Annotated in this window: 18 protein-coding genes and 1 pseudogene; 12 read left to right on the forward strand and 7 right to left on the reverse strand. The window is 63.7% G+C overall.

All coding sequences use genetic code 11. The annotated features are described in order from the left end of the window. From rpmI to HQ394_RS09590, 3 genes are all read right to left on the reverse strand, one after another. Entirely contained in the window at positions 1 to 201 is a 201-nt protein-coding gene (gene rpmI / locus HQ394_RS09580; RefSeq protein ID WP_190260076.1) for a 50S ribosomal protein L35, read from the reverse strand. Between the two features lie 178 nt (positions 202 to 379). Then, complete coding sequence (locus HQ394_RS09585) at positions 380 to 856, reverse strand: hypothetical protein (RefSeq protein ID WP_190260077.1); 477 nt, start codon at positions 854 to 856, stop codon at positions 380 to 382. Further along, a complete protein-coding gene (locus tag HQ394_RS09590; protein WP_190260078.1) occupies positions 844 to 1,227 on the reverse strand; it encodes a toll/interleukin-1 receptor domain-containing protein in 384 nt (127 codons plus the stop codon). Before HQ394_RS09590 ends, HQ394_RS09585 begins: the two co-directional genes overlap by 13 nt. Before the next feature lie 2,940 nt (positions 1,228 to 4,167). Between HQ394_RS09590 and HQ394_RS09600 the strand changes: the two genes are divergently transcribed. Next, positions 4,168 to 5,043, forward strand: coding sequence for a YihY/virulence factor BrkB family protein (locus HQ394_RS09600; RefSeq protein WP_223291479.1), 876 nt, complete (start codon positions 4,168 to 4,170; stop codon positions 5,041 to 5,043). A gap of 64 nt (positions 5,044 to 5,107) precedes the next feature. On the opposite strand, the gene HQ394_RS09605 is transcribed toward HQ394_RS09600, so the two are convergent. The 3 genes from HQ394_RS09605 to thrS all read right to left on the reverse strand — a co-directional run bounded on the left by HQ394_RS09605 (position 5,108) and on the right by thrS (position 8,896). After that, positions 5,108 to 5,530 (reverse strand): hypothetical protein, encoded by a 423-nt coding sequence (locus HQ394_RS09605; RefSeq protein WP_190260081.1) that lies wholly within the window; start codon positions 5,528 to 5,530, stop codon positions 5,108 to 5,110. Between the two features lie 551 nt (positions 5,531 to 6,081). Further along, positions 6,082 to 6,618 carry a translation initiation factor IF-3 gene (gene infC, locus HQ394_RS09610; protein WP_190263232.1) on the reverse strand — a complete coding sequence of 179 codons (537 nt, stop codon included), beginning with the start codon at positions 6,616 to 6,618 and terminating at the stop codon, positions 6,082 to 6,084. 364 nt (positions 6,619 to 6,982) lie between these two features. After that, positions 6,983 to 8,896, reverse strand: coding sequence for a threonine--tRNA ligase (gene thrS, locus HQ394_RS09615; RefSeq protein WP_190263233.1), 1,914 nt, complete (start codon positions 8,894 to 8,896; stop codon positions 6,983 to 6,985). 195 nt (positions 8,897 to 9,091) lie between these two features. Between thrS and HQ394_RS09620 the strand changes: the two genes are divergently transcribed. The 7 genes from HQ394_RS09620 to HQ394_RS09650 all read left to right on the forward strand — a co-directional run bounded on the left by HQ394_RS09620 (position 9,092) and on the right by HQ394_RS09650 (position 16,529). After that, entirely contained in the window at positions 9,092 to 10,453 is a 1,362-nt protein-coding gene (locus HQ394_RS09620) for an IS1182 family transposase (RefSeq protein ID WP_190260069.1), read from the forward strand. 149 nt (positions 10,454 to 10,602) lie between these two features. After that, on the forward strand, positions 10,603 to 11,517 hold the full coding sequence (locus HQ394_RS09625) for an alpha/beta hydrolase (RefSeq protein WP_223291480.1): 915 nt from the start codon (positions 10,603 to 10,605) through the stop codon (positions 11,515 to 11,517). A 3-nt stretch (positions 11,518 to 11,520) separates the two neighbouring features. After that, positions 11,521 to 12,117: a hypothetical protein gene (locus HQ394_RS09630; protein ID WP_190260082.1), complete on the forward strand. Its 597-nt coding sequence runs from the start codon at positions 11,521 to 11,523 to the stop codon at positions 12,115 to 12,117. 42 nt (positions 12,118 to 12,159) lie between these two features. Beyond that, positions 12,160 to 12,705 (forward strand): LEA type 2 family protein, encoded by a 546-nt coding sequence (locus HQ394_RS09635; RefSeq protein WP_190260083.1) that lies wholly within the window; start codon positions 12,160 to 12,162, stop codon positions 12,703 to 12,705. 15 nt (positions 12,706 to 12,720) lie between these two features. Then, positions 12,721 to 12,882 (forward strand): hypothetical protein, encoded by a 162-nt coding sequence (locus tag HQ394_RS09640; protein ID WP_190260084.1) that lies wholly within the window; start codon positions 12,721 to 12,723, stop codon positions 12,880 to 12,882. 493 nt (positions 12,883 to 13,375) lie between these two features. Continuing rightward, positions 13,376 to 14,947 (forward strand): arylsulfatase, encoded by a 1,572-nt coding sequence (locus HQ394_RS09645; RefSeq protein WP_190260085.1) that lies wholly within the window; start codon positions 13,376 to 13,378, stop codon positions 14,945 to 14,947. 220 nt (positions 14,948 to 15,167) lie between these two features. Further along, the gene (locus HQ394_RS09650) at positions 15,168 to 16,529 is read left to right on the forward strand and encodes an IS1182 family transposase (RefSeq protein WP_190260069.1); all 1,362 of its coding nucleotides are present in this window, start codon (positions 15,168 to 15,170) and stop codon (positions 16,527 to 16,529) included. Positions 16,530 to 16,834: 305 nt separating this feature from the next. Here the strand turns inward: HQ394_RS09650 and HQ394_RS09655 are convergent, their stop codons facing one another. Next, entirely contained in the window at positions 16,835 to 18,214 is a 1,380-nt protein-coding gene (locus tag HQ394_RS09655) for an IS1380 family transposase (protein ID WP_190263235.1), read from the reverse strand. A 168-nt stretch (positions 18,215 to 18,382) separates the two neighbouring features. Here HQ394_RS09655 and HQ394_RS19825 point away from each other — a divergent pair. From HQ394_RS19825 to HQ394_RS09675, 4 genes and pseudogenes are all read left to right on the forward strand, one after another. Then, positions 18,383 to 18,751 (forward strand): annotated as a pseudogene (locus tag HQ394_RS19825) (IS110 family transposase); the annotation flags it as partial. Beyond that, positions 18,660 to 19,394 (forward strand): IS110 family RNA-guided transposase, encoded by a 735-nt coding sequence (locus tag HQ394_RS19830; protein WP_263053711.1) that lies wholly within the window; start codon positions 18,660 to 18,662, stop codon positions 19,392 to 19,394. The pseudogene HQ394_RS19825 and the gene HQ394_RS19830, both read left to right, overlap by 92 nt. Before the next feature lie 1,512 nt (positions 19,395 to 20,906). Next, positions 20,907 to 21,875, forward strand: coding sequence for an amidohydrolase family protein (locus HQ394_RS09670; protein WP_190260087.1), 969 nt, complete (start codon positions 20,907 to 20,909; stop codon positions 21,873 to 21,875). A 23-nt stretch (positions 21,876 to 21,898) separates the two neighbouring features. Next, positions 21,899 to 22,933, forward strand: a complete 1,035-nt coding sequence (locus tag HQ394_RS09675; protein ID WP_190260088.1) for a hypothetical protein — start codon at positions 21,899 to 21,901, stop codon at positions 22,931 to 22,933. Position 22,934: the final 1 nt, after the last annotated feature.

The raw sequence follows: 22,934 nt of genomic DNA on the forward strand, positions 1-22,934 counted from the left end.
TCAGCCTCCGTAGGGGAAGAACTGTTTGGCGAGGCGCTGTGCCTCGGGGGCGAGAATCATCGTCCCGCGCGCTTGCCGCTTCATCTTTTTCGACCGTTTGCGCAGGTTATGCCGCTTGCAGGCGACATTGGCGCGCACCTTGCCGGTGCCGGTCATCCGGAAGCGCTTTTTCGCTCCGGCTTTTGTTTTCATCTTGGGCATTTCGGGTCATCGTCCTTCCGGTCTGGTGCCGCGCTGACCCGTGGAGGGTGGACGGGCACGGATGCAGGATCGGGGGACGCGAGCGGCTGGGCATGCCCTTTCGCCGGACCGCTACTGCCTGTCACCCCGGGGAGGGGGAGGTTATAGGGCGGGTGCGACGATGAAGCAAGGCCGCGAACTAGGGCTGGCCGGCAAACCACACCTCGAGCGGCGAGGATTTGCCACCCAGGTTCGGCTGCACCTCAACGGATTTGTAGCCCTGCTTCGCCAGGACGCAGCCGAGGGTCTTCACCTGCGGTTGCTGCGCGGCATCGAAGTAGCGGATCTGCATCTGCGACGGCGTTTCGTCCACCTTCTGCGTCCCGGGCGCATTGAAGCCGGCGGCGTTGAGGGCGCCGCGCAGCGCTTCCGCCGTCTGCCGGGAGACCGAAGCGGGATACTGGATGTAGACCGTGCCGCTGCCGGCTCCGCAACCCGCCATGCCGCCGGAGATCCAGAACAGCGCCCCGCCGACGGCGAGCAGCGCCGCACCGGCGGCGGCCAGCCACACTTTCGGTAATCCCGGCCGGCGCGGCGGTGCCGGAGGTGACGGCGTTACCGGCGGTGGCGGATGGATGGTGCCATCGGCCGTCGGTTTGCCCGTCAGCGCCCGCACGGCCGCGAACAGTTGCTCGGCGCCGGGATGATCCGCCCCCCCTCCCAGCCGGAGAGGTCAGCAGTCTGCATCGACCGGAAGCCCAGCGGCGGCTCGCCGCCATCGAGCAGCGCCGGCACCAGCACGTGCCGGTTGCTGCCGGACTGCGCTTCGTCACGCACCCAGCCGGAGCCGGCCGACGCCCGCGACCACAGGACGATGACACAGCCGGCCGACTGCAGTTCGCGTTCGATGACCTGGGTGTAGGAGTTGCCGACCTGGATATCCCGATCCCACCACACGGAGTGCCCGCGTACCACCAGCGCCTTGGCCAGACGCTCCGCCGCCGGGCGATCCTCCCGCGCGTAACTGATGAAGACATCCGCCGCCATCGTCCTGCCCCGTCCTGTTTACTTTTGCCTGTGCGCCGGCCGCCTACCCTACCGGTCCAGACCTAGCACATCCGCCCCATGACGGCCATAAGGCGCGGTTTCTGGTCGTGTCTCAGTCTCAACGCCTACTTCCTAAGGTCCCGCCGTGATCCGACGAATTATCCCAGGTGCAGACATAGTGGTGGGCGGGAAGCATTTGCCTGCGACGTCTGCTATGGAGGACGAAGCGGAAGCCGCAGACCCAAGGTTTAGCTGTCTAGCCCGGATGCAGCGAATCGAAATCCGGCATACTACTTCGTTCGATGAGCAACTCCCTTGTTTTGACGAGGGATTGACCTGCTCGAAGCTTTGTAGAAGCCTCGTCGGGCTGGACGAGATAACACAGCACCCGATGGTTTAACTTAGGACTTCCCCAGACGGCAGGCTTTCCACCCGTTCGGCCAGATTCAAGCGCACCCCGGGCTACGCGAGCTAACGCTCCGGTTGAGGGGGCGCGGCGCGCTTTTTGCCGCGTCCCTCTAATAACGGTGCTTAACGTAGTGCGGAGTCGGATTTCAATGGCGGCAGGTGGCGAAGTAGCATGGCTGCCATGGCCGGAGGAATCTCGTGTCTCCTACCTGCTGCGGGAGACCGGGTCGTCTCGTCGGGCGTCGAGAACGACTGCGGCCCTGTCGCGCCGATGCGCTGCAGCAGGAAACTGAAACTGCCGCTACCAGAATAATCATATCCAAGCATATCGCCGTGGTTATTGATGGCGGCGATGTAGCTAAATCTCGCTCCCGAGGGAAGGTTCTCCACCAGAGAGGCCAAGTTCAACCGTACGCCGGGCCTGGGCACAAGATAGCTGTTTTTGTAATATGGGCCGGGGCCGGGGTCTGGCACGGCCGTGATGACGATCAGGTTGTTGTCGTTGAACAGCAAGTCAAAGCTGCTGATGGTCTCGTCAAAATAGGTCTTGAAATGCCCATTGCGGTCCCACACCCCGACGCGTTCATGGTAGCCGTTAGCACAAGGGTAGCAGAATGAGTAGCCGAGCACATCGCCGCGGTTGTTGATGCCCATGCCCCAGGCGAGGTTGTCGGGCGGGACGGGGTCAAGCAGCGTCGCCTCGCCGGTGCGGGGATTGAAACGAAATCCGCGGGCGCCATTGTATGGATCGCCGGTCCTTCCCGCGATGATGCCTTGATTGTTGATGATGCCTTGAGTGTTGATACTGACAAAGCTAGGACTCGTGACGGTCGGGCCGAAGTCGAGTCGGGTGGCCTGACCCTTCTCGTAGAGCACCCAGCCGCCGCCCGCGACAAAGGCGGTGCCCGAATCGTTGAGCGCGTAAACGAAGGAGGAGACCTCCCNCGGCTGCGGCGGGATGAGTTCCACTTGGTTGCCGCGGAACAGCGCAGCCTGTGTGAAGTAGTTGACGGGATCGATCAGCACGCCGCCCCCGATGGTACCGCCTGCGTTGATGGGACCGCCCCACCCGGGTTGAAGGACGGTCACGGCCCCGTCTTTATAGATCGCGACGCTGATATCGAAACACGAGACATCGTCGCAGTTGTAGACAATGCCGGAAACTACACCGCGGTTGTTGATCCCGGAGAAATTGAAGAAATCGAACCCCGGCGGGGCCTTATCATCGAGCGGAACATAGTGATAGCGAAACTCCTGCGCCTGGGCCGCTGCGGCCCAAAGTCCAAGAGTGAGCGCGATGACCCAACCGAACCAACCTGAATGCAAGCGTCTCATGGCAACCTCCAGTCCCTTGTACGCCATTGATACCTCCCTCTCTTCGCTAGGAACGCGTTTTTTACGAGTTATTCTGATTTGCAGCTTTCGCGGGGAAAGCCGGATGTCCGATGGCCGGTCGCCGACCAGACCGGTCAGGGGCGAACTCGGCAGCGGCCCAACACACGTGAAGCAATCAAAATGGTTTCAGATACCCGAGGAGATTCACCCCCGTGCCTGCGACCGCAGCAATGATGTGCTCTGAATTCTTGAGGTGCTCGATACTTGGCGCGCCAACAACCTTTCCCAGTCCAGACATACCCGGACCGAGCCACACTTCGCGCCTTTCGCGAACTCCCCGCTAATGCGTCAGTTGGAAAAGCCGCTGCAGGTCATCGCGGCCTTCCTCACAATTATGAGGCGAATAACGTACCAGGATTTTCTGCATGGATAAATCGATTTTAATTCTGATTTGCAGCATGTAGCTCGGGTTAATTGTGGCAAGGGCGAGTTTAAAACGGAGCGTGTCACGCCCTATGCTGTCACCGAACCCGACAAATTTAGAGGGCTAGGACTCGCCTTGAACCCGCCATAAAATGTCCGATCAACCTTCGTCACCGGACCCCACGCCGGCCCACAATCGGGACGCCGCTGAGTCCGGAGTTGGCGAAGCGCGTAATTCCAAGCTGCGACACCATCCGGTTTCTCAGTGTACTGGCAGGTGGGGGAAGAGCTTCGGTGATGGGTTGCGTCACGGACTCCACCCCAGTGGCCGCCGGGCGCCATTACAAGGGTGAATAAGTTTCGCGTAATCCGCCGCAGCTGTCACCGCATGGCAAAGGCATGCGTCAGAATACGGCTGCGGTTATTCCGATTTAAGCGAGCCACATATAGCAATAATGGTTATTCTAAAAATACCCCCCGCTATCGAGCAGTATATTCACAGACATTACCAAGATGGTGGCGGATTTATTCCCTGGTGATATGAGCCATCCTTCTGACGCCAATCTCTAGTGGTGACTTAACTGAGCGGTGACCAAAGACGGTGGCTAACCGGTCGATGGGCGTCACGGAGGAACTTGCCGAGCAAACCGGCGTTGGCTCTGATAACCAAGACAGGCGGCAAGGTTGAGTAGGATGAAGGAATCAACACAGGCTAGTCGCGGAAAAAATGCGAACTGGCCGGGGAGAGATCCCCGGCGAGGCTGGAAAGACGTTTTGCTGCGGATCAAGGATGAGGTCGGCAATGACAATCTGTCGATCGTTTCTGCCGGCGTTGCCTTTTTTGCGCTGTTCGCCATTTTTCCGGCAATCACTGCGCTGGTCACCCTCTACGGCCTAGTGACCACACCGGATCAGGCTGAACAGCACCTGGCGCCGCTGCACGATTTATTGCCCGGTAGCGCCTTTGACATCCTGGCCGACCAGACCCGCCAAGTTGCCTCGGTAGCAACAGGATCGCTGGGGTTCGGCCTTGTGCTTAGCCTGGGGCTCGCCATCTGGAGCGCCAACGCAGGAACCAAGTCGATCATCACCGCCCTCAATATTGCTTATGAGGAAAAGGAAAAACGCGGCTTTATCCGTCTCAGCCTGTGCTCGATAGCGTTTACCATCAGCGGCATCCTTTTCGTCATCGTCGCCTTGACGGTGATTGCTGCGGTCCCTGCGGCGCTGGCTTTTCTGGATTTCGACCCTGGGCTGGCGCAGTCCCTGCTCCTCATGCTGCGCTGGGTTCTCATGGCGGCACTGATGGCAGTGGGTCTTGCTTTCCTCTATCGCTATGCGCCAAGCCGCCGGCCGGCAAAGCTGCAATGGTTGAGCCCGGGCGCCATTGCCGCGACACTGCTTTGGCTCGCGGCTTCGATCGGCTTCTCGCTCTACGTCCGCCACTTCGGCACCTACGACAAGACCTTCGGTTCGCTCGGTGCCGTCGTCATCTTGCTGATGTGGTTCTATATTTCTGCCTACGTCGTCTGTCTTGGCGCGGAACTGAACGCCGAACTCGAACGCCAAACCCATCGCGATTCCACCATCGGCCCGGAAAAGCCGATCGGCGAACGCGACGCCTTCGTTGCCGACAACAAGCTGGCTTGATAGGGCACCGAGTGACGATCTGCGGGGTTGCGCCCCCTCTATGCAATCGCAGCCTCAGGAACAGTTAGGGTCGGGTGCAGATGCGGACGAGGCCGTAATAGTTCCACATGGCGCAGGGGCTGAAATCGAAGGTGTAGGTGCCGCTCTTCGGCAGGGTCGCCTCGATCACCCCGTCCTCGCTGTCGGCCGTGGGCGTGAGCAATTTCTGGTCGGGACCAGAAATGCTCGGAGAGCGGAATTCCCACTCGATCTTGTTGCTGTTGGCAAAGGTCTGATCGTAGGAATGGGTGATCCCGTGCATTTCGACGCGGACCTTCTGCCCGGCGGCAAACGTGCCCTGGAAGTGGGTCGCCGTCCCCTCGTAGTCCCAACATACTGCGCCGGGCGTGAAGCGGATTTTTTCCAGCTTCGGATTGACGCAGGACGATGCATAGGCATTGCCGACCGAGAGGCAGGTCAGCAGGGCAAGGCTCAGCGCTCGCAACATCGCAAATCCCCACAAACAAAGACTTCCCCCAGCACGGCCGCGGCCGAATGAATTGATCAGCGCATTGTCAGTGACGCCGCGGCGCAGGCCGACGATCGCGGCGGGCAGCCGCCGTCTAGCGTGTGACGGTGACCGGACAACCGCAGATGGGGCAGGTTGCGGTTTCGGACGTCGCCGAAGGGTCGCTGGCGAGGCGAGACCGCAGGGTCGTAGCAATTCCGACATGCTCTGAGGAGCCGCCACACCGGTTCGCGTAGGCGAACCCTGGGCCGCTTTTCGAGCTGATCTGCTCGACTTCAAACGCGCGCGTCTGCCTGGTGGCTGCGAGTGCCGCCGTCAACCCGGCTCCCCAAGCAGCCGTCTGGAGCAATAGCGCACGACGATTGACCGTCACTTTAGGCACGGCGTATCCCCTAAGCAGGTCCGACAAGCAGCGAAACAGGGCGATCGCCAATAGACTTTAGCGCGCCTCTGTGCTCGCAACGCATTACAAGTTATTCATGCGCTCAGACGAGACAAGGAAGCGGCCAAGCGGACGGTGACGCCAACCCCTACCGCGGGGCGATAACCATCACCATCTGCTTGCCTTCGAGCTTGGCGTGCTGCTCCACCTTCGACATTTCGTCTAGTTCGTCGCGAACGCGGTCGAGAACTTTCATTCCCAGGTCCTGGTGGACCATTTCGCGGCCACGAAAGCGGATCGTCACCTTGACCTTGTCGCCCTCTTCAATAAAGCGCCTCATGCTGCGCATCTTGACTTGGTAATCATGCTCATCGATGCCCGGACGCATCTTGATTTCCTTGACCTCGATGATCTTCTGCTTCTTGCGCGCTTCGTTGCGCCGTTTCTGCAGCTCGTATTTGAACTTACCGAAATCGAGGATTTTGCAGACCGGCGGCTCTGCCTGTGGCGCGATCTCCACCAGATCGAGACCGACGGCCATGGCCATCTGAATCGCTTCACGGACGGTGACCACGCCCACCTGTTCGCCATCCTGATCAACGAGGCGGATTTGCGAAGCGTCTATTTCTTCGTTGACGCGCGGCCCATCACGGGAGGGCGCTGACTGCGACGGGAACTTGGCGATCGTTAGTCTCCTTTATGTTGGCGGATGCGCAATGCGCAGCGTACGCCCAAACGGGCGCCGCCACGGCCAACGGGCCGGGCGTCGCGGCGGTTACGCGAAGTCATCGCGGTGGGGGAAAATGATGGACAAACTGAGGGAGAGTGCGTGAAGGCCGCAACCAACGGTGAACTGAGCCGGCACGCACTTCAGCCTCGACCGTCGGTGAACCGACGCCGTGACCGGACGGATATGCCCGCTAAGCCGCTCTAACGCGTCGGCGAAGCCGCCGATTTGCTCGAACAATCACCACTCCCATGTGGTCGGATCTTCGCAGGATGACAAGCGAGGCTGCACCCCTCGCATCGGCGCAGCGCCTGCCTTGGTCCTACGTTGCCGACGGTCCCAGACTCTCCATCGTAAGTTTAGCAATCGCCTCAGCAAGGGCAACTACTTCCTGGGCTTTGCCACCTAAACGGCGAATGGCGACCGTCCCCTCCTCCTGCTCACGCGCACCGACCACCAGCAACACCGGCACTTTGGCAAGGCTGTGCTCGCGAACCTTGAAATTGATTTTCTCGTTGCGGAGGTCGGTTTCGGCGCGAATGCCGGCAGCGCGCAGTGCCGCCAGCACCTGGACCGCATACGCATCGGCCTGGTTGGTGATCGTCGCCACCACCACCTGCAGCGGCGCCAGCCAGAATGGCAGCCGGCCGGCGTGGTGCTCGATCAGCACGCCGATGAAGCGCTCGAAGGAGCCAAGGATCGCCCGGTGCAGCATCACCGGCCGGTGCTTCTCGCCGTCTTCGCCAACGTAGTTGGCCTCGAGGCGTTCGGGCAGGACGAAGTCCACCTGCAGCGTGCCGAGCTGCCAGTCGCGGCCGATGGCATCGCGAAGGACGAATTCCAGCTTTGGCCCATAGAAGGCGCCCTCGCCTGGATTGAGTTTGGTCTCGAGGCCAGCCGCCTCGGTGGCCTCGCGCAGCGCCCCTTCTGCCTTGTCCCAGGTGGCATCCGAGCCGGCCCGCTTCGCCGGCCGGTCGGAGAACTTGACCACCACCTCGGTGAAGCCGAGGTCGCGATAGATGCTCTGCAGCAGATCGCAGAAAGCGAGCGTCTCGGAGGTGATCTGATCTTCGGTGCAGAAGATGTGCGCATCGTCCTGGGTGAACGCCCGCACCCGCATCAGGCCGTGCAGAGCCCCTGAGGGCTCGTTACGATGGCAGCAGCCGAATTCGGCCATCCTGAGCGGCAGGTCGCGGTAGCTCTTGATCCCCTGGCGGAAGATCTGCACGTGGCCGGGACAGTTCATCGGCTTCAGCGCCAGGATCTTCTCTTCGGCGGCAGCCGTGAACATGTGCTCGCGGAACTTCTCCCAGTGGCCGGAGCGCTCCCACAGGGTACGATCGATCAGTTGCGGCGTGTTGACCTCGACGTAGCCTTCCGCCTCCAGCCGCCGGCGCATATAGGCCTGCAGCGTCCGGTACAGTGTCCAGCCGAGCGGATGCCAGAAGACGGCGCCGGCTGCTTCCTCCTGCAGGTGGAAGAGGTTCATCTCGCGGCCGAGGCGGCGGTGGTCGCGTTTTTCCGCTTCCTCCAGCATGGTCAGATAGGCATCGAGCTGCTTCTTCGACGCCCAAGCGGTGCCATAAATGCGCTGCAACTGGGCGTTGCGCGAATCGCCGCGCCAGTAGGCGCCCGCCACCTTCATCAGCTTGAACGCCTTGCCGAGGCGAGCGGTGGACGCCAGGTGCGGCCCACGGCAGAGGTCGAGCCACTCGCCTTGGCGATAGACGCTGATCGGCTCATCCGCCGGCAGGTCTTCGATGATTTCCGCCTTGTAGTGCTCGCCAATCGACTTGAAGTGGAGAATCGCTGCGTCGCGGTCCCAAACTTCGCGGCGAATCGGCTCGTCGCGATCGACGATCTCGCGCATCTTCTCTTCAATGCGCGGCAGATCCTCGGGCGTAAATGGCTCCGTTCGGGCGAAGTCGTAATAGAAGCCGTTCTCGATCGCCGGACCGATGGTCACCTGAGTGCCGGGATAAAGTTCCTGCACCGCTTCCGCCATCACGTGCGCGGCATCGTGGCGCAGGAGCTCGACCGCACCCGGATCGTCGGCGGTGACCAGCGACACCGTCGCATCGGCCTCGATCGGCAGCAGGAGGTCCTTCATCGCCCCGTCCACACGCACGGCGAGCGCCACCCGCGTCCAGTGCGGCCCGAGATCGGCGGCGAGATCGGCGCCAGTGACCGGATGATCATAGGCAAGGGTTCTGCCATCCGGAAGGCGAATGGAAATCGTTTGCGGCGCGGAAGCTGCTTGATCCACGTTATAACTGCCGTTGACGTTGCAAAATGAACGGTCGCTACTGTAGATGGCGATCCGCGCTAGTCAAGGCACCCCTCTAGCAGCCTGTCGGACTTAACGCGAGGCGGAGCTGTGGGTTATAGAATCCGGGCATGGATTCACGCCCCCGGCCCGGACCTCTTCGGCATGAGCAACTTCCGCCCGATCGACCGCGACAGCGGATTTCTGATGCCGCCGTCGGTGGACGAGTGGCTTCCGCAGCGGCACTTGGCGCGGTTCGTGGTGGAGGTGATCGCGGGGCTGGATCTGCGGCCGATGACCGGCAGCTACCGTGGCTCTGGGGAAGCGTCCTACCACCCCAGCCTTCTGCTGGGCATTCTGATCTACGGCTACGCCACCGGGGTGTTCTCCAGCCGCAAGCTGGAGCGGGCGACCTATGACAGCGTGGCGTTCCGCTTCATCGCGGCGAACGATCATCCGGACCATGACACCATCGCCGCGTTCCGCCGACGCTTTCTGCCGCAGATCGAGAAGCTGTTCGTCCAGGTGCTGGTGCTCGCGCGCGAGATGGGCGTGCTGAAGCTGGGAACGGTCGGGCTCGACGGGACCAAGGTCCACGCCAATGCCAGCCGGCACAGCGCGCTGTCCTATGACCATGCGGGCAAGCTGGAGGCCCAACTGCAGGCCGAAGTGGCCGATCTCATGGCCAAGGCAGAAGCGGCGGACCAGGTGGACATCGCTGACGGCATGTCGATCCCCGACGAACTGGCGCGACGTGAGGAACGGTTGTCCAGGCTCGCCGAGGCCCGGGCGAAGATCGAGGCCCGCGCGAAGGAACGCTTCGAACGGGAGCAGGCAGACCATCAGGCGAAACTCGCAGCACGGGACGCCAAGGCAGCGGCCACCGGCAAGAAGCCCACGGGCCGTGAGCCGAAGCCGCCGGTGGCGACGCCGCTGCCCACGGATCAGATCAATCTGACCGACGAGGAAAGCCGCATCATGGCGGTGGCGGGCGGCGGTTTTGAGCAGTGCTACAATGCGCAGGCGGCGGTGGCGGCGGGCAGTCTGCTGGTGGTGGTCGCCGACGTGGTGCAGGCGCCCAACGACAAGCAGCAGCTTACACCCATGCTGGACAAGATCGGCACTCTGCCGGACGTGCTCGGCAGGCCGGACATGCTGTTGGCGGACAATGGCTACTTCAGCGAGGCGAATGTGCAGGCCTGTGTGGCCGGCGGGATCGAACCGCTGATCGCACTTGGTCGCGAGGCGCATCATCTCAGCCTGCAAGAGCGCTTCGCTGCGGCGCCACCGGCGCCCGAAGACCCCACCCCGGTTCAGGCGATGGCGTATCGGCTGCGCACGCCGCAGGGCCGCGCGCTCTACGCCCTGCGCAAGCAGACGCCCGAGCCAGTGTTTGGCATCATCAAGTCCGTGCTGGGGTTCCGGCAGTTCCTGCTGCGCGGGCTCAATGCCGCCCGTGGCGAGTGGAGGCTTGTAACCATGGCATGGAACCTGAAGCGGATGTTCGCCCTCAGCCGCGCCGTCTAGCCTGCGCGGCCAGTTCCGCAGGCGCGCCAGCGCGACCGCACCGCCCAAAATGGCGCTGACAGAGGCGCCGACGCACCGATCCCTACGCAGGTCCGGCGACGCCCGAGACGCAAGTCCGACAGGCTGCTAGTCAAGGCACCGGGCGAGGCATGGCGACGGGGCAGAAAGAATACGCCGTCGGCGATGCGGTGTCGGCCGCATTGCGGTGGGATTTGCCCCAGGCGGGTGATATGCTTGCCGCCGGTGCAAGGGTGCGGCGGATCGGATCGCGAAAAGGGGCGATAATGAGCCATTCGGCAGCAACCGCGGCTACAATCGACGTCGGCGCAGGAGAAACCCTTGCCTACGTCCGCCAACCCGGCACCACGCCGGGCGTGGTGTTTCTGACCGGCTACAAGTCAGACATGACCGGCCAAAAGGCCTTACGGTTGGAGGCGCTCTGTCGCGCCCGCGGCCAAGCCTTCATCCGTTTCGACTATTACGGCCATGGCCAGTCGGCGGGCGAATTCGTCGATGGCACTATCGGTCGCTGGCGTGACGATGCGGTGTGTATCCTCGACCAGCTGACTACGGGACCGCAGGTTCTGGTGGGATCGAGTCTCGGTGGCTGGATCATGCTGCTCACGGCGCTGATGCGGCCGGAGCGGGTGGCGGGGCTGGTTGGCGTGGCCGCGGCGCCGGACTTCACCGAGGATCTGATTGCGCCGCAGCTCAGCCCTGGCGAACGCGCGGTTCTCGACGCCGGCGGCATCGTCAATCTGTCCAGCGTTTACGATCCCTCGCCGACGCCGCTGAACAAGCGATTCCTCGACAATGGCCGCGAACATCTGCTGCTGCGAGACGAAATCGCCCTCGACTGCCCCGTCCGGCTGATCCACGGCATGCAGGACGCCGATGTTCCCTGGCGCACATCGCTGCGGCTGGCGGAGCGATTGCGCACTACGGACGTGGAAGTGACGCTGGTCAAGGACGGTGAACACCGGCTGTCGCGCGAGGACGACCTCGAAAACCTGTGCGCGGTGCTGGAAGAGCTGCTGCAGCGACTGGAGCGAAAGGAGAGGTAAGGCATGGGATGGTTCGCCCGAAGGTCTTGCGCACTGTTGGCATGCACGGTGCTGCTCGGTACCGCCGCCGTCCTGACGGCGGCCCGGCCGGCGGCGGCGGCATCCGGCTCGGTGTTTGCCATCGCCGAGGTCATCGAAGAGGTGCAACGGCAATTGGCCGCGGCCGACCAGAACGATAGTCAACTTCACGTGGACGACGCTTCGCTGGAACTGACCCTGGTTGAGGGGGTCGGCAGCAAGGCCGGTGGTCTCGCCGTGCCCGGTGCCGACTTCACCTTTGCCAGCAAGGATGACGGCGGCCGACCGTCGCTGAAGCAGCGGCTGCTGCTTGACGTGGCGGCGACCAAGGGGACGAAGACGGCGAGTAACGGTGGCAGCGGCAAGCTGACGGCGGCGATCCAGGAGGTCAAAGCGTCCGTGCAGCAGGCGATGGCGGCCGGTGGCAATTTTGAGCTGAAGAAACTGACCCTCGACTTCGATTTCGCCGTGGAACGCGACGGAAAGGGGGCGCCCAGCCTGATCGTCTACGCCCGCGATCGGCATATCGACAGCCCAAGCGTGCAGGGGATCAAGGTTCGCTTCACGACAAAGGAGAAATAGGCCAAGCTTGTGCCTCTTTGTCGTCGTGCGAAAGGATAGCCGATGCCGCGCAGCCGGGCGAACGAAGGATGGCGGTGCGCCGCTGGCAGATGGCTCTCGGCGCTGTGCCTGCTGCTCGCCGCCGGCTGTCAATCGTCCTTCGGCCCCTCCTTCACCCCACCCGAGGTCAGCGTTGAAGGCTTCGACCTCAGCCGCGCCGGCCTGTTCAGCCAGGAGCTGACGATCACGCTGCTGGTGGAGAATCACATGACGCAGGCGATGACCATCGAGGCGGTGGACCTCGATCTGGAGGTCAACGGCAGTCGCCTCGGCTCGGGGACCACGCTAAAATCAATCCCGCTCGACGCCGAGCGGGCCGTGGTGGTGAATGTGCCGGTGAAGGTGAAGACGCAGGATATCCTCGACGTCGTCCTGGCGATGGCCAGCCGGTCCAGTCTCGAGTACGAAATTTCCGGCCATGTCCGCATCCGCGGTGGCGCGGACGGTGGCAGCGAGACGGTTCGCTTCAACGATGACGGCGCGTTCGACCTGCCGCTGGCGCCCAGCCGTTTTCAGAACATCGCCGCGGATTACTTGCAGATCAGATAGCCAGTGATGCCGCCGGTGGCGGCGGACAGAACCGACATCGGCCACGTCTTCTCTTCGCTCGACGCAACGGGAGAGGTCGGCACCGCCGCCGCAGGCAGCAGACCGCTATTTCACCTGCGCCTTATCGATCGCCGCATCGTCCATCTGCAGACGATAGAAAATCGCTTTCTTCAATAGCGACGCTCTCTCCTCCCCTCGATTTTCTACACTCCGGACTTATGTGGCATGCGCCGCTGGCGATCGAGTGGGACAGTCGGAATGGCCGAAATTAGAACAAAATACGAGCATGGTGTTTCACAAGCAACCTCGCGGCGGCTGCTACATAAGTCTGCTTTTACGCCGAACTGGAGTCCCGCGTCGTGGCGGCGTAGGACGCAAAGAAACCCGCCTCCGAACAACCCGGAGCGGTTCATACACGCCGCTCTCCCCGATTTCTGCACAAACGCCTCGTTGAGGGCCTCAAAAGGCGGTCTGGCCGATGGGCCGGTTGCGAAGGCGGACTAGAAGACGACGTAAACGGCATGGCCAAGTGCCCGAATGCCGGTTACCGCCGATCCTGCAAACGTCGGTTTCGTTGCGTCGCGAGTTCGTTCGGAGCACACTTCTTGGGCTGGGACAGCCCCCTTAGCTGATCCGGCGAAAGTGAGGGGACCGCAAACGGGAGGAGGCGATGAAGCACGGACCTGCAATTTGCGCGTTGTTCTTGTTTGCCAGTGTAGCCAGCGTGCCGGTCATGAGTGGCCGCGCGCTAGCCCAAACCGCCTCAAAACCGAATATCGTCATCATCTGGGGCGACGATATCGGCCAAACCAACGTCAGCGCCTATTCCCGTGGCCTGATGGGCTACGAGACGCCGAACATCGATCGAGTTGCCAAGGATGGCGTGCTGTTCACCGACTATTACGGCGAGCAGAGCTGTACCGCCGGTCGGTCGGCCTTCATCACCGGCCAGAGCGTCTATCGCACCGGTCTCAGTAAAGTGGGCCTTCCCGGCGCCGATCTCGGCTTGCGCAAGGAAGACCCGACCATCGCCGAGATGCTGAAGGTGCAAGGCTATGCCACCGGCCAATTTGGCAAGAACCACCTGGGCGACAAAGACGACTTCCTGCCGACGGCACACGGCTTCGACGAGTTTTACGGCAACCTCTATCACCTCAACGCCGAGGAGGAGCCGGAGCTTGCCGACTACCCGAAGGATCCGGAGTTCCGCAAGAAGTTTGGCCCGCGCGGCGTCATCCATAGCTGGGCGAACCCCGATGGGACGCAGAAGATCGAGGACACCGGTCCGCTGACGCGCAAGCGGATGGAAACGATCGACGACGACATCGCCGCCCGCGCCGCCGAATTCATCGACAAGCAGGCAAAGGCAGGCAAGCCGATGTTCGTTTGGGTGAACTTCACCCACATGCACTTCCGCACCCACCCCAAGCCGGAGAGTGTCGGCCAGGCCGGTCGCTGGAACGGTCCCTATGCCGATACGATGATCGATCACGACAAGAACGTCGGTACCGTCCTCGACAAGATCGACGCGCTCGGCATCGCCGACAACACCATCGTCATGTACTCGACCGATAACGGACCACACATGAACTCGTGGCCGGACGCAGCAATGACCCCGTTCCGCAGCGAGAAGAATTCCAACTGGGAAGGCGCCTACCGGGTCCCAGCCCTGGTCCGCTGGCCAGGACATATCAAGCCCGGCACCGTCTCCAACCAGATCATGTCGCACCTCGACTGGATGCCGACGTTGTTGGCCGCCGCAGGGCAACCCGACCTGACCGACAAACTCCTCAAGGGGTACAAGGCCGGCAGCATGACCTACAAGGTTCACCTCGACGGCTATAACTTCGTTCCCTGCCTGACCGGCCAGGAGAAGAAGTGCCCCCGCGACGATTTCTTCTACTTCTCCGACGACGGCGACCTGACAGGTCTGCGCTATGACAACTGGAAGTTCGTCTTTGCCGAACAGCGGGCGCCTGGCACGCTGCAGGTCTGGGCCGAACCTTTCGTCCATTTACGAGTTCCCAAGCTGTTCAATCTTCGCTCTGACCCGTACGAACGCGCCGACGTGACGTCGAATACCTATTGGGACTGGTACCTCGATCACGCGTTTCTGCTGGTACCGGCGCAGCAGTACGTTGCGAAGTTCCTTGGGACGTTCAAGGACTTTCCACCTCGCCAGAAAGCGGCGAGCTTCACCATCGACCAGGTTCTTGAGACGCTGCAAAAGTCTGGAGGATAAACTATTCTGGGGCTGAGAATGCGTTTTACAGTAGGAAGGTGCGTCACCGTAGCCGCTGGCATCTTCGGACGGGACGTTTATTAAGAACCAAGCGTACCCCGATGAAATCCGGGACGCCCTGAAGCGGCCCCCTAGCAGCCTGTCGGACTTAACGCGAGGCGGAGCTGTGGGTTATAGAATCCGGGCATGGATTCACGCCCCCGGCCCGGACCTCTTCGGCATGAGCAACTTCCGCCCGATCGACCGCGACAGCGGATTTCTGATGCCGCCGTCGGTGGACGAGTGGCTTCCGCAGCGGCACTTGGCGCGGTTCGTGGTGGAGGTGATCGCGGGGCTGGATCTGCGGCCGATGACCGGCAGCTACCGTGGCTCTGGGGAAGCGTCCTACCACCCCAGCCTTCTGCTGGGCATTCTGATCTACGGCTACGCCACCGGGGTGTTCTCCAGCCGCAAGCTGGAGCGGGCGACCTATGACAGCGTGGCGTTCCGCTTCATCGCGGCGAACGATCATCCGGACCATGACACCATCGCCGCGTTCCGCCGACGCTTTCTGCCGCAGATCGAGAAGCTGTTCGTCCAGGTGCTGGTGCTCGCGCGCGAGATGGGCGTGCTGAAGCTGGGAACGGTCGGGCTCGACGGGACCAAGGTCCACGCCAATGCCAGCCGGCACAGCGCGCTGTCCTATGACCATGCGGGCAAGCTGGAGGCCCAACTGCAGGCCGAAGTGGCCGATCTCATGGCCAAGGCAGAAGCGGCGGACCAGGTGGACATCGCTGACGGCATGTCGATCCCCGACGAACTGGCGCGACGTGAGGAACGGTTGTCCAGGCTCGCCGAGGCCCGGGCGAAGATCGAGGCCCGCGCGAAGGAACGCTTCGAACGGGAGCAGGCAGACCATCAGGCGAAACTCGCAGCACGGGACGCCAAGGCAGCGGCCACCGGCAAGAAGCCCACGGGCCGTGAGCCGAAGCCGCCGGTGGCGACGCCGCTGCCCACGGATCAGATCAATCTGACCGACGAGGAAAGCCGCATCATGGCGGTGGCGGGCGGCGGTTTTGAGCAGTGCTACAATGCGCAGGCGGCGGTGGCGGCGGGCAGTCTGCTGGTGGTGGTCGCCGACGTGGTGCAGGCGCCCAACGACAAGCAGCAGCTTACACCCATGCTGGACAAGATCGGCACTCTGCCGGACGTGCTCGGCAGGCCGGACATGCTGTTGGCGGACAATGGCTACTTCAGCGAGGCGAATGTGCAGGCCTGTGTGGCCGGCGGGATCGAACCGCTGATCGCACTTGGTCGCGAGGCGCATCATCTCAGCCTGCAAGAGCGCTTCGCTGCGGCGCCACCGGCGCCCGAAGACCCCACCCCGGTTCAGGCGATGGCGTATCGGCTGCGCACGCCGCAGGGCCGCGCGCTCTACGCCCTGCGCAAGCAGACGCCCGAGCCAGTGTTTGGCATCATCAAGTCCGTGCTGGGGTTCCGGCAGTTCCTGCTGCGCGGGCTCAATGCCGCCCGTGGCGAGTGGAGGCTTGTGACCATGGCATGGAACCTGAAGCGGATGTTCGCCCTCAGCCGCGCCGTCTAGCCTGCGCGGCCAGTTCCGCAGGCGCGCCAGCGCGACCGCACCGCCCAAAATGGCGCTGACAGAGGCGCCGACGCACCGATCCCTACGCAGGTCCGGCGACGCCCGAGACGCAAGTCCGACAGGCTGCTAGCCCGAACTATTCACCGGGGAACAAGGCGCGTCGTGTGTTAAATCGTGGATGCGCGCAAGGGTTGATATTGGCGAGTGGGTTGGTTTCCGCCGCGGCGGGATGGGGGATCGGTCGGGTCGAGAGGCGCTGGTGGTTGCGGGGAACGGGCTCGGAAGGGGGCGCGCCGCCCCGGCGATCAGGTGACGAGACGCGGCAGGCGGCGGAGGACGAGTTGGCAGATTGCCTGATCAGCGGCGCTGGTCGGCAGGTGGACCTTGATCTTGGTCTTCATCTCGACGACGCGGGCGGCGACCTTGACGAGGCGCCGCCGCAGCGTGTCGAACTGGGCGACCCGCCAGGACGAGCGCTTGGGCATCAGCGCGCGCAGACTCCACAGCAGCCAGTAGGCGCCGGCGTGCAGGAGTGAGGCCCGACCGTGCGCGGAGCGCGCGTAAGCAGGCCGAANCCGGAACTGGTTGGCGGTGGCCTTGGGGCACGAGGTGCGGTCGGCGGCGAGATGAGTTTTCCACGCTTTGATGTGGTTCTCCGCCTGGCCGCGCCGGCAGTAGAGGTCCTGGTACAGCGAGCGACCGCTGCCGTGGCCGAGGTTGGTGACGACGAAGCGGGTGTCGGTGCCGTCGCTGCCGGCCTCGACGCGGCCGACGACGCGACGGACCCGGCTCCAGGTCTTGGCGGCGTCGAAGAATTCCTTGAAGCGGCGGANCCTGCCGCCGGTCGGCGCGGCCACGAAGCGCGCCGCGGTGCTTGCCTCCAGGCCGGTGACATGGCGCTTCAGCGTGCTGGTGGGGGCGAGGCCGAGGATGTAATCGAGGCCACGCGTCTCGCACCAGTCGAGCACCTCCGGGCAGGCGTAATGGCTGTCGGCACGCAGCAGGATCTCCACCTGCGGCCAGTGGGCGCGGATCGCGCGGACGAGGCGACGGAGAAAGGCGCGGATCGCGACGCCCTTCGGTCGCTTCGCCGGGCGCAGGAGGGCGGTGACGAAACGACCGTCGGCATCGAAGACGACGATCGGCTGAAAGCCGTATTCGTCGTAGTGGGCGTTAAACAGGCGCAACTGCTGGCCGCCGTGCACCGCATCGAAGGTGTCGTCGATATCCAGCGTGATCCGTCGCGGGACTTGGCGGAACGAGCCGCACCAGACGTCGACCAGAGCCCGGCCCAGCCGCAGCAGCGTCCGCGCATCGAGCAGATTCTCCAGCCGCGAGATGGTTGACTGCGAACACAGGTCCCGGTCCGACGGCACGCGTTCGAGCGCCAACTTGAACAGCGGATCGCCGCGCAAGCCGGTGGCGTCATTGCCGTCCTCGTAGCCGGCGGCAATCATCAGCATCCGGAAGCGGATGATGTCGGCGAGCGTGTGCACGGTGCTGCCGGGATCGCGCGGATCGTCGATGCAGGCGGCGAGGCGATCGGCGACTTCCAGCCGGCGCTCGATCTCGCGCAGAACCAACAGGCCGCCGTCGGACGACAGCCGACCGCCATCGAACCGGGCGACCAACTCTTTGCCGGCAGCCGGTGACAGGCCAGGCAGCGGCAGCGTCGGATCAACCATGGCGGGTGGGCGCTGCGGAAACGACATGGATTGGCTTCGAGAACCGAATCCTAGGCGATTCCAATGAACTACGCTGCACCCGCCGATCAGGACGCATAATCCGTTGGGGTGGACGGCCCCGCGGCATCTGGTGCCAAGGTTCGCTGTCGAAGTGAACAGGAGCCGTCCATGACCGAGCTTACCCGCATTGCGATCGACACGTCCAAGTCCGTCTTCACCCTGCATGGCACGGATGCCGACGGGCGGGCGGTGCTGCGACGAAATCTGCGCCGCCAGGACATGGTGCCATTCTTCGCGCGCCGACCGCCGATGGAGGTGGTGCTGGAGGCCTGCGGCGGCTCGCATCACTGGGGCCGTGTGCTGGCTGGGCTCGGCCACACGGTGCGGTTGATCCCGCCGCAATACGTCAAACCCTTCGTCAAGCGCGGCAAGAACGATCGCAACGATGCCGAGGCGATCAGCGAAGCCGCGGCCCGGCCGGAGATGCGCGAGGTCGCGGTCAAGTCGGCGAGGCAGCAGGCCAACGCGATGCTGCTGTCGGTGCGCGAGCTCCTGGTGCGCCAACGCACGCAGCTGGTCAACGCGCTGCGCGGACACGCGGCCGAGTTCGGTCATGTCGGCCGCCTTGGCCGCCAAGGCGTGGCAAAGCTCGCTGGCCGACGTCGCCGAGGACGCGGAGCTGCCGACGCCGGCGAAGGACGCATTGGCGTTGCTGGGCGCCGAGATCGGTCGGCTGGATGCGCGGCTGGCCGAGGTCGACGCCCGGCTGGTGGCGCAACACAAACAGACGCCAACCAGCCAGATGCTGGCGGAGGTGCCGGGGATCGGGCCGATCGGCGCGCTGAGCCTGGTGCTGCGGGTCGACTTCAGCCAGTTCAAGTCGGGGCGGCATTTCGCCTCCTGGCTGGGGCTGACTCCGCGCGAGCATTCCACCGGCGGCAAGACGCGGCTGGGCGGGATCAGCCGCGCCGGCGATGAGCGGTTGCGCCAGCTGCTGGTGCTGGGAGCAACCGCGGTGATCAGGCAGGCCAAGCCGGGAAGAGCCTCGGCTTGGCTCATCGCTTTGCTGGCAAGGCGGCCGCGCAAGCTCGCGGCGGTCGCCCTGGCCAACAAGATGGCGCGCATCGTCTGGGCGATGATGACGCGCGGCGAGGCGTATCGCCAGCCGGCCACCGCCTGACCACTCTTTGATGCCAAGGGTGCAGGGCTGAGGAAGAGAGATGCTGATCCGGTCGAGCCGACGATCCACAGAACCCGGGTAGCCCGGTGGCCATCAAGGCCGCTAATCCGTTTGGGCGTGGATCGCGGAACCCATCTGGGCCAGCGGACATCGTGCCGCGCAAAACAGGCCGGACACACGACTGCCATCGCACCAGATCAGATTTTCTCCCCCTCACCCCTTGCACCCAGGGGGCCGTCCACACACGTGTTAGGTATCTCAGCCCGCTTGTTGATCGTCTCCGCGGCCGGCGTCAACTCCCTCTAGTTTTTTCTCTGGAAGGCTCGGCAACAAACGGGCGCCCGCTTTCGCTTGGCCCCGGCGCTTCCGGGTGCGTGCGCGCCTCCCGGATGAGGCGTCCGACGAGCGCCGGGTCGGCGGTCGCAGCACGTCCACTCATCGAAAAATGATGCTTAAATAACGCAGAAGCATGCGTCGTATTGCCTCTCACCTACAGAACATTCGTGACGAATAATTGACGGGGCCATCAAAGAAAATTTCTCGAAGCTCCTCGAATTCTCACGTACATTGGAATCTAAGGATATTTTCGTCGGTACGGCAGACAACTTAAGGATCGTAACACGGCGTGATAACCCAACAGCGGGGGAAGATGCGACAGCAAGCTAGCCCTGGACATCCGGGGTCGTCGCCGGGACCACCGCCGACGTCGATTGCGTGGCACCAGGATGGGCAACATCCGACGCCGGCACGCCGATCGCTGCGAGACCGCACGTCAACAGCCGCCGTCGGTTCCTCCTTCTCGGTACGACCGCGATGGCGACGATCGTCGCTGCCTGCTGCCGCCTGCCGTCCAGTCGCATCGACGCGGCGGCGGGGCGAGGACGGCCGGCGCGCCTGCCGATCGCCCATGACGGCGGCGACGGTGAGGACCTGCCGCTGTGCATCGACGTCCACTGCCATATTTTCAACGGACAGGACGTCGACGTTGCCGGCTTCATACGCGGCCCCGTCGCTTCGGACGTCAGCCCGGAACTGCACGACTTCCTCAAGGCGCTGGCCGACCTGGCCGCCGAGGTCGTCTACGGCATCGCTCCCTCCGGAGCAGACGAAGCGACCGCGCTCGACGCCCGCCTGCCACCGGAGCGCGGGCTCGAAAGCGCCACCGACCCCGCTGCGGCGGTACGCCAACGCGAACGCGCCCTCGACGTGGCACTGGCGCAGCAGCTCGCCGAACGCTTTCGCGGCACCGACATCAAGCAGAAGTACCAGGCNGGTGCAGCAGACTGGCGGGGGCTGGAGTCGGCGCTGCCGCCACCCGAGCCGGCGGACTTCACTGCCGACGAACTGCAGCGGATTCTCTCNGACAGCGCCGACAGAACTGGAGGCCGCCGCTGCCGGGCCTGACCCCGTGGTGGTTTTCGCCTGGTCAAGCGCCTGTGCTCGCGCCGCAGCGACAACGCGTATTGGCTGGCCGAGACCTATTCAAGCGGACGGCCGCAGGTCAACCTGTTCATGCCGGCGCTGGTCGACTTCGACTACTGGCTCGGCTGTTCCAGCACCCGCACCTCGATTGCCGATCAGGTCGTCGTCACCGAGAAAATCGCCGTGGCAAGCGGCGGCGCCATCCTTCCCCTCGTGCCGTACAATCCCTGGACCGACGCCGTCAACGACGATGCGTCCATCCGTCTCGTCCGCGACGCGGTCGAAAACCGCGGCTTCGTCGGTGTGAAGATTTATCCGCCGATGGGCTACCTGCCGTACGGCAATGCGTCCCTGCCACGCCAGGCCAACTGGCCGGGGTGGTGGCGCGTGCGCAACTTCGGATCGCGACTCGACGAAAAACTTCTCGCCCTCTACCTCTGGTGCCGCGACAACGAAGTGCCGATCCTTGCCCACTCCAGCCACTCGCAGGGCGCGACGCCGGAGACAGCAATACTCGCCGGGCCGGCCGGCTGGCGGACGGCGCTGGGTGCCTGTCCCGGGCTCAGGGTCTGCCTCGGGCACTTCGGCGGCGACAACGAATACTCGCAAGCTGAAAAGTTCGCCTGGGCGCACGAGTTCGTCGCCCTGATGCGTGAGCCGCCGTCCACCAACCTCTACGCCGATCTCAGCTACCTCTCCGGCCTGCTCACCGACAGGGCGGACGTGGAGACGCTGCTGCGGGGCGTCCTGTCGTCGGATATGGCTGGCCGCTTCATGTACGGCAGCGACTGGCATCTCCTCATGATCGAGCGGGATGCGCCATCCTACGCGACACGGCTCGACGGATTTCTCGCCACGGTCGGCGATCCGGCGCAGCCGGCGGGCCTCAGGCGGAGCGTGTTCTTCGCAGCCGCCGCGACGTTTTACGGGCTGCGGTCGGGAGCCGCCACCCGTCGCCGCCTCGACGACTTCTACGCCCGCAACGAGGTCGCCCCGCCGCCGTGGATGAGGGCGCTCGACACCGACGGCGCGAATTCCCTCGCCTCATCCGCATCTTGACGATTTCGCAACGGAGAAAATACATGCGAAAATCAGCCGCCCGATGCGCGACACGACTGGGCGCCCTGATCGCAGCAACCACCGTCTCGGGCTGCGCGATCTTCCTCCCGCCTCACTCGAAATCTAACTTTCGGGAGGAGGAGGAGGTCAAGATCGAGATGATCAAGACCTGCGAAGAACTCAACCAAGACATCCAGGCTGTGTTCACTGACGCGGGCGATTCACCAAAATATGACCCGTACGAAAAAGTATTCGGGCCGAAGTGTGTACAGCTCCAGGAACCCGCGCGAGGCGGCGGGAGGGAATCCGCTGTCGCTGCCGCTGTTGTCGCCGCGGCGGTCGGCCTCGCCGTCGACTACGTTCACGATCAGCTGAAGAAGGAAGCGACCCTCTACGAAGCGCAGTGGGAACAGCGCATCGCCCGCGATGATTTCTGGTCCGCCGGACAGATGAAGTACGTAGGCTTTCGGGTCACCCGCACGGTCGAGGGCAAACCGGGCAAACCGGCGACGACCGCCGTCTTCGCCTTCCACCCCTCGCAGGACGGACAGTTCTTCCTCGTCGCGCCGATGGTGTATCGGCTTGAGCGGGCGAAGGCGAAGGTGTTAAGCGACGAATGGGAGACGGTCGCGACCCCGTGGGTCCTGCTGACCTTCCCCGGCAAGTTTGCCCGGATCGCCGGGCACTCGATCGACGCCCAGGTCGCGGTAGAGATGGCGGCGTTCTGGCTCGGCAAGGACGACGACAGACGGACCGAGAGCATCGCCGCGTTCGTCCTGCCGATCAGGGGGTACAACCTTGACAAGAACCGAGTGCTCACTCCCGGCGACGGCTTGCCGGCGTCACCCGTCGGCTGGCTCGCGGCGGTGCCCCGCAGCAGGGGAGCCGACTCGCCGGCGCCGGCCGGCAATTTCACGCTGAAGGTGCTGGTCACCGAAAAGGACACGTCGAACGCCCAGCAGCTCCTGGTGCAGGCGGCCGACAAGCTCCAGGAACAGAAGCCGGCGGTCCAGAACTACATCCTCAAGGGCCTCGGCGTCGGAACACCCGTCAACTAGG

Origin of the sequence: Defluviicoccus vanus, from assembly GCF_014672695.1 — a bacterium.
Lineage (GTDB): Bacteria > Pseudomonadota > Alphaproteobacteria > Rhodospirillales > Defluviicoccaceae > Defluviicoccus > Defluviicoccus vanus.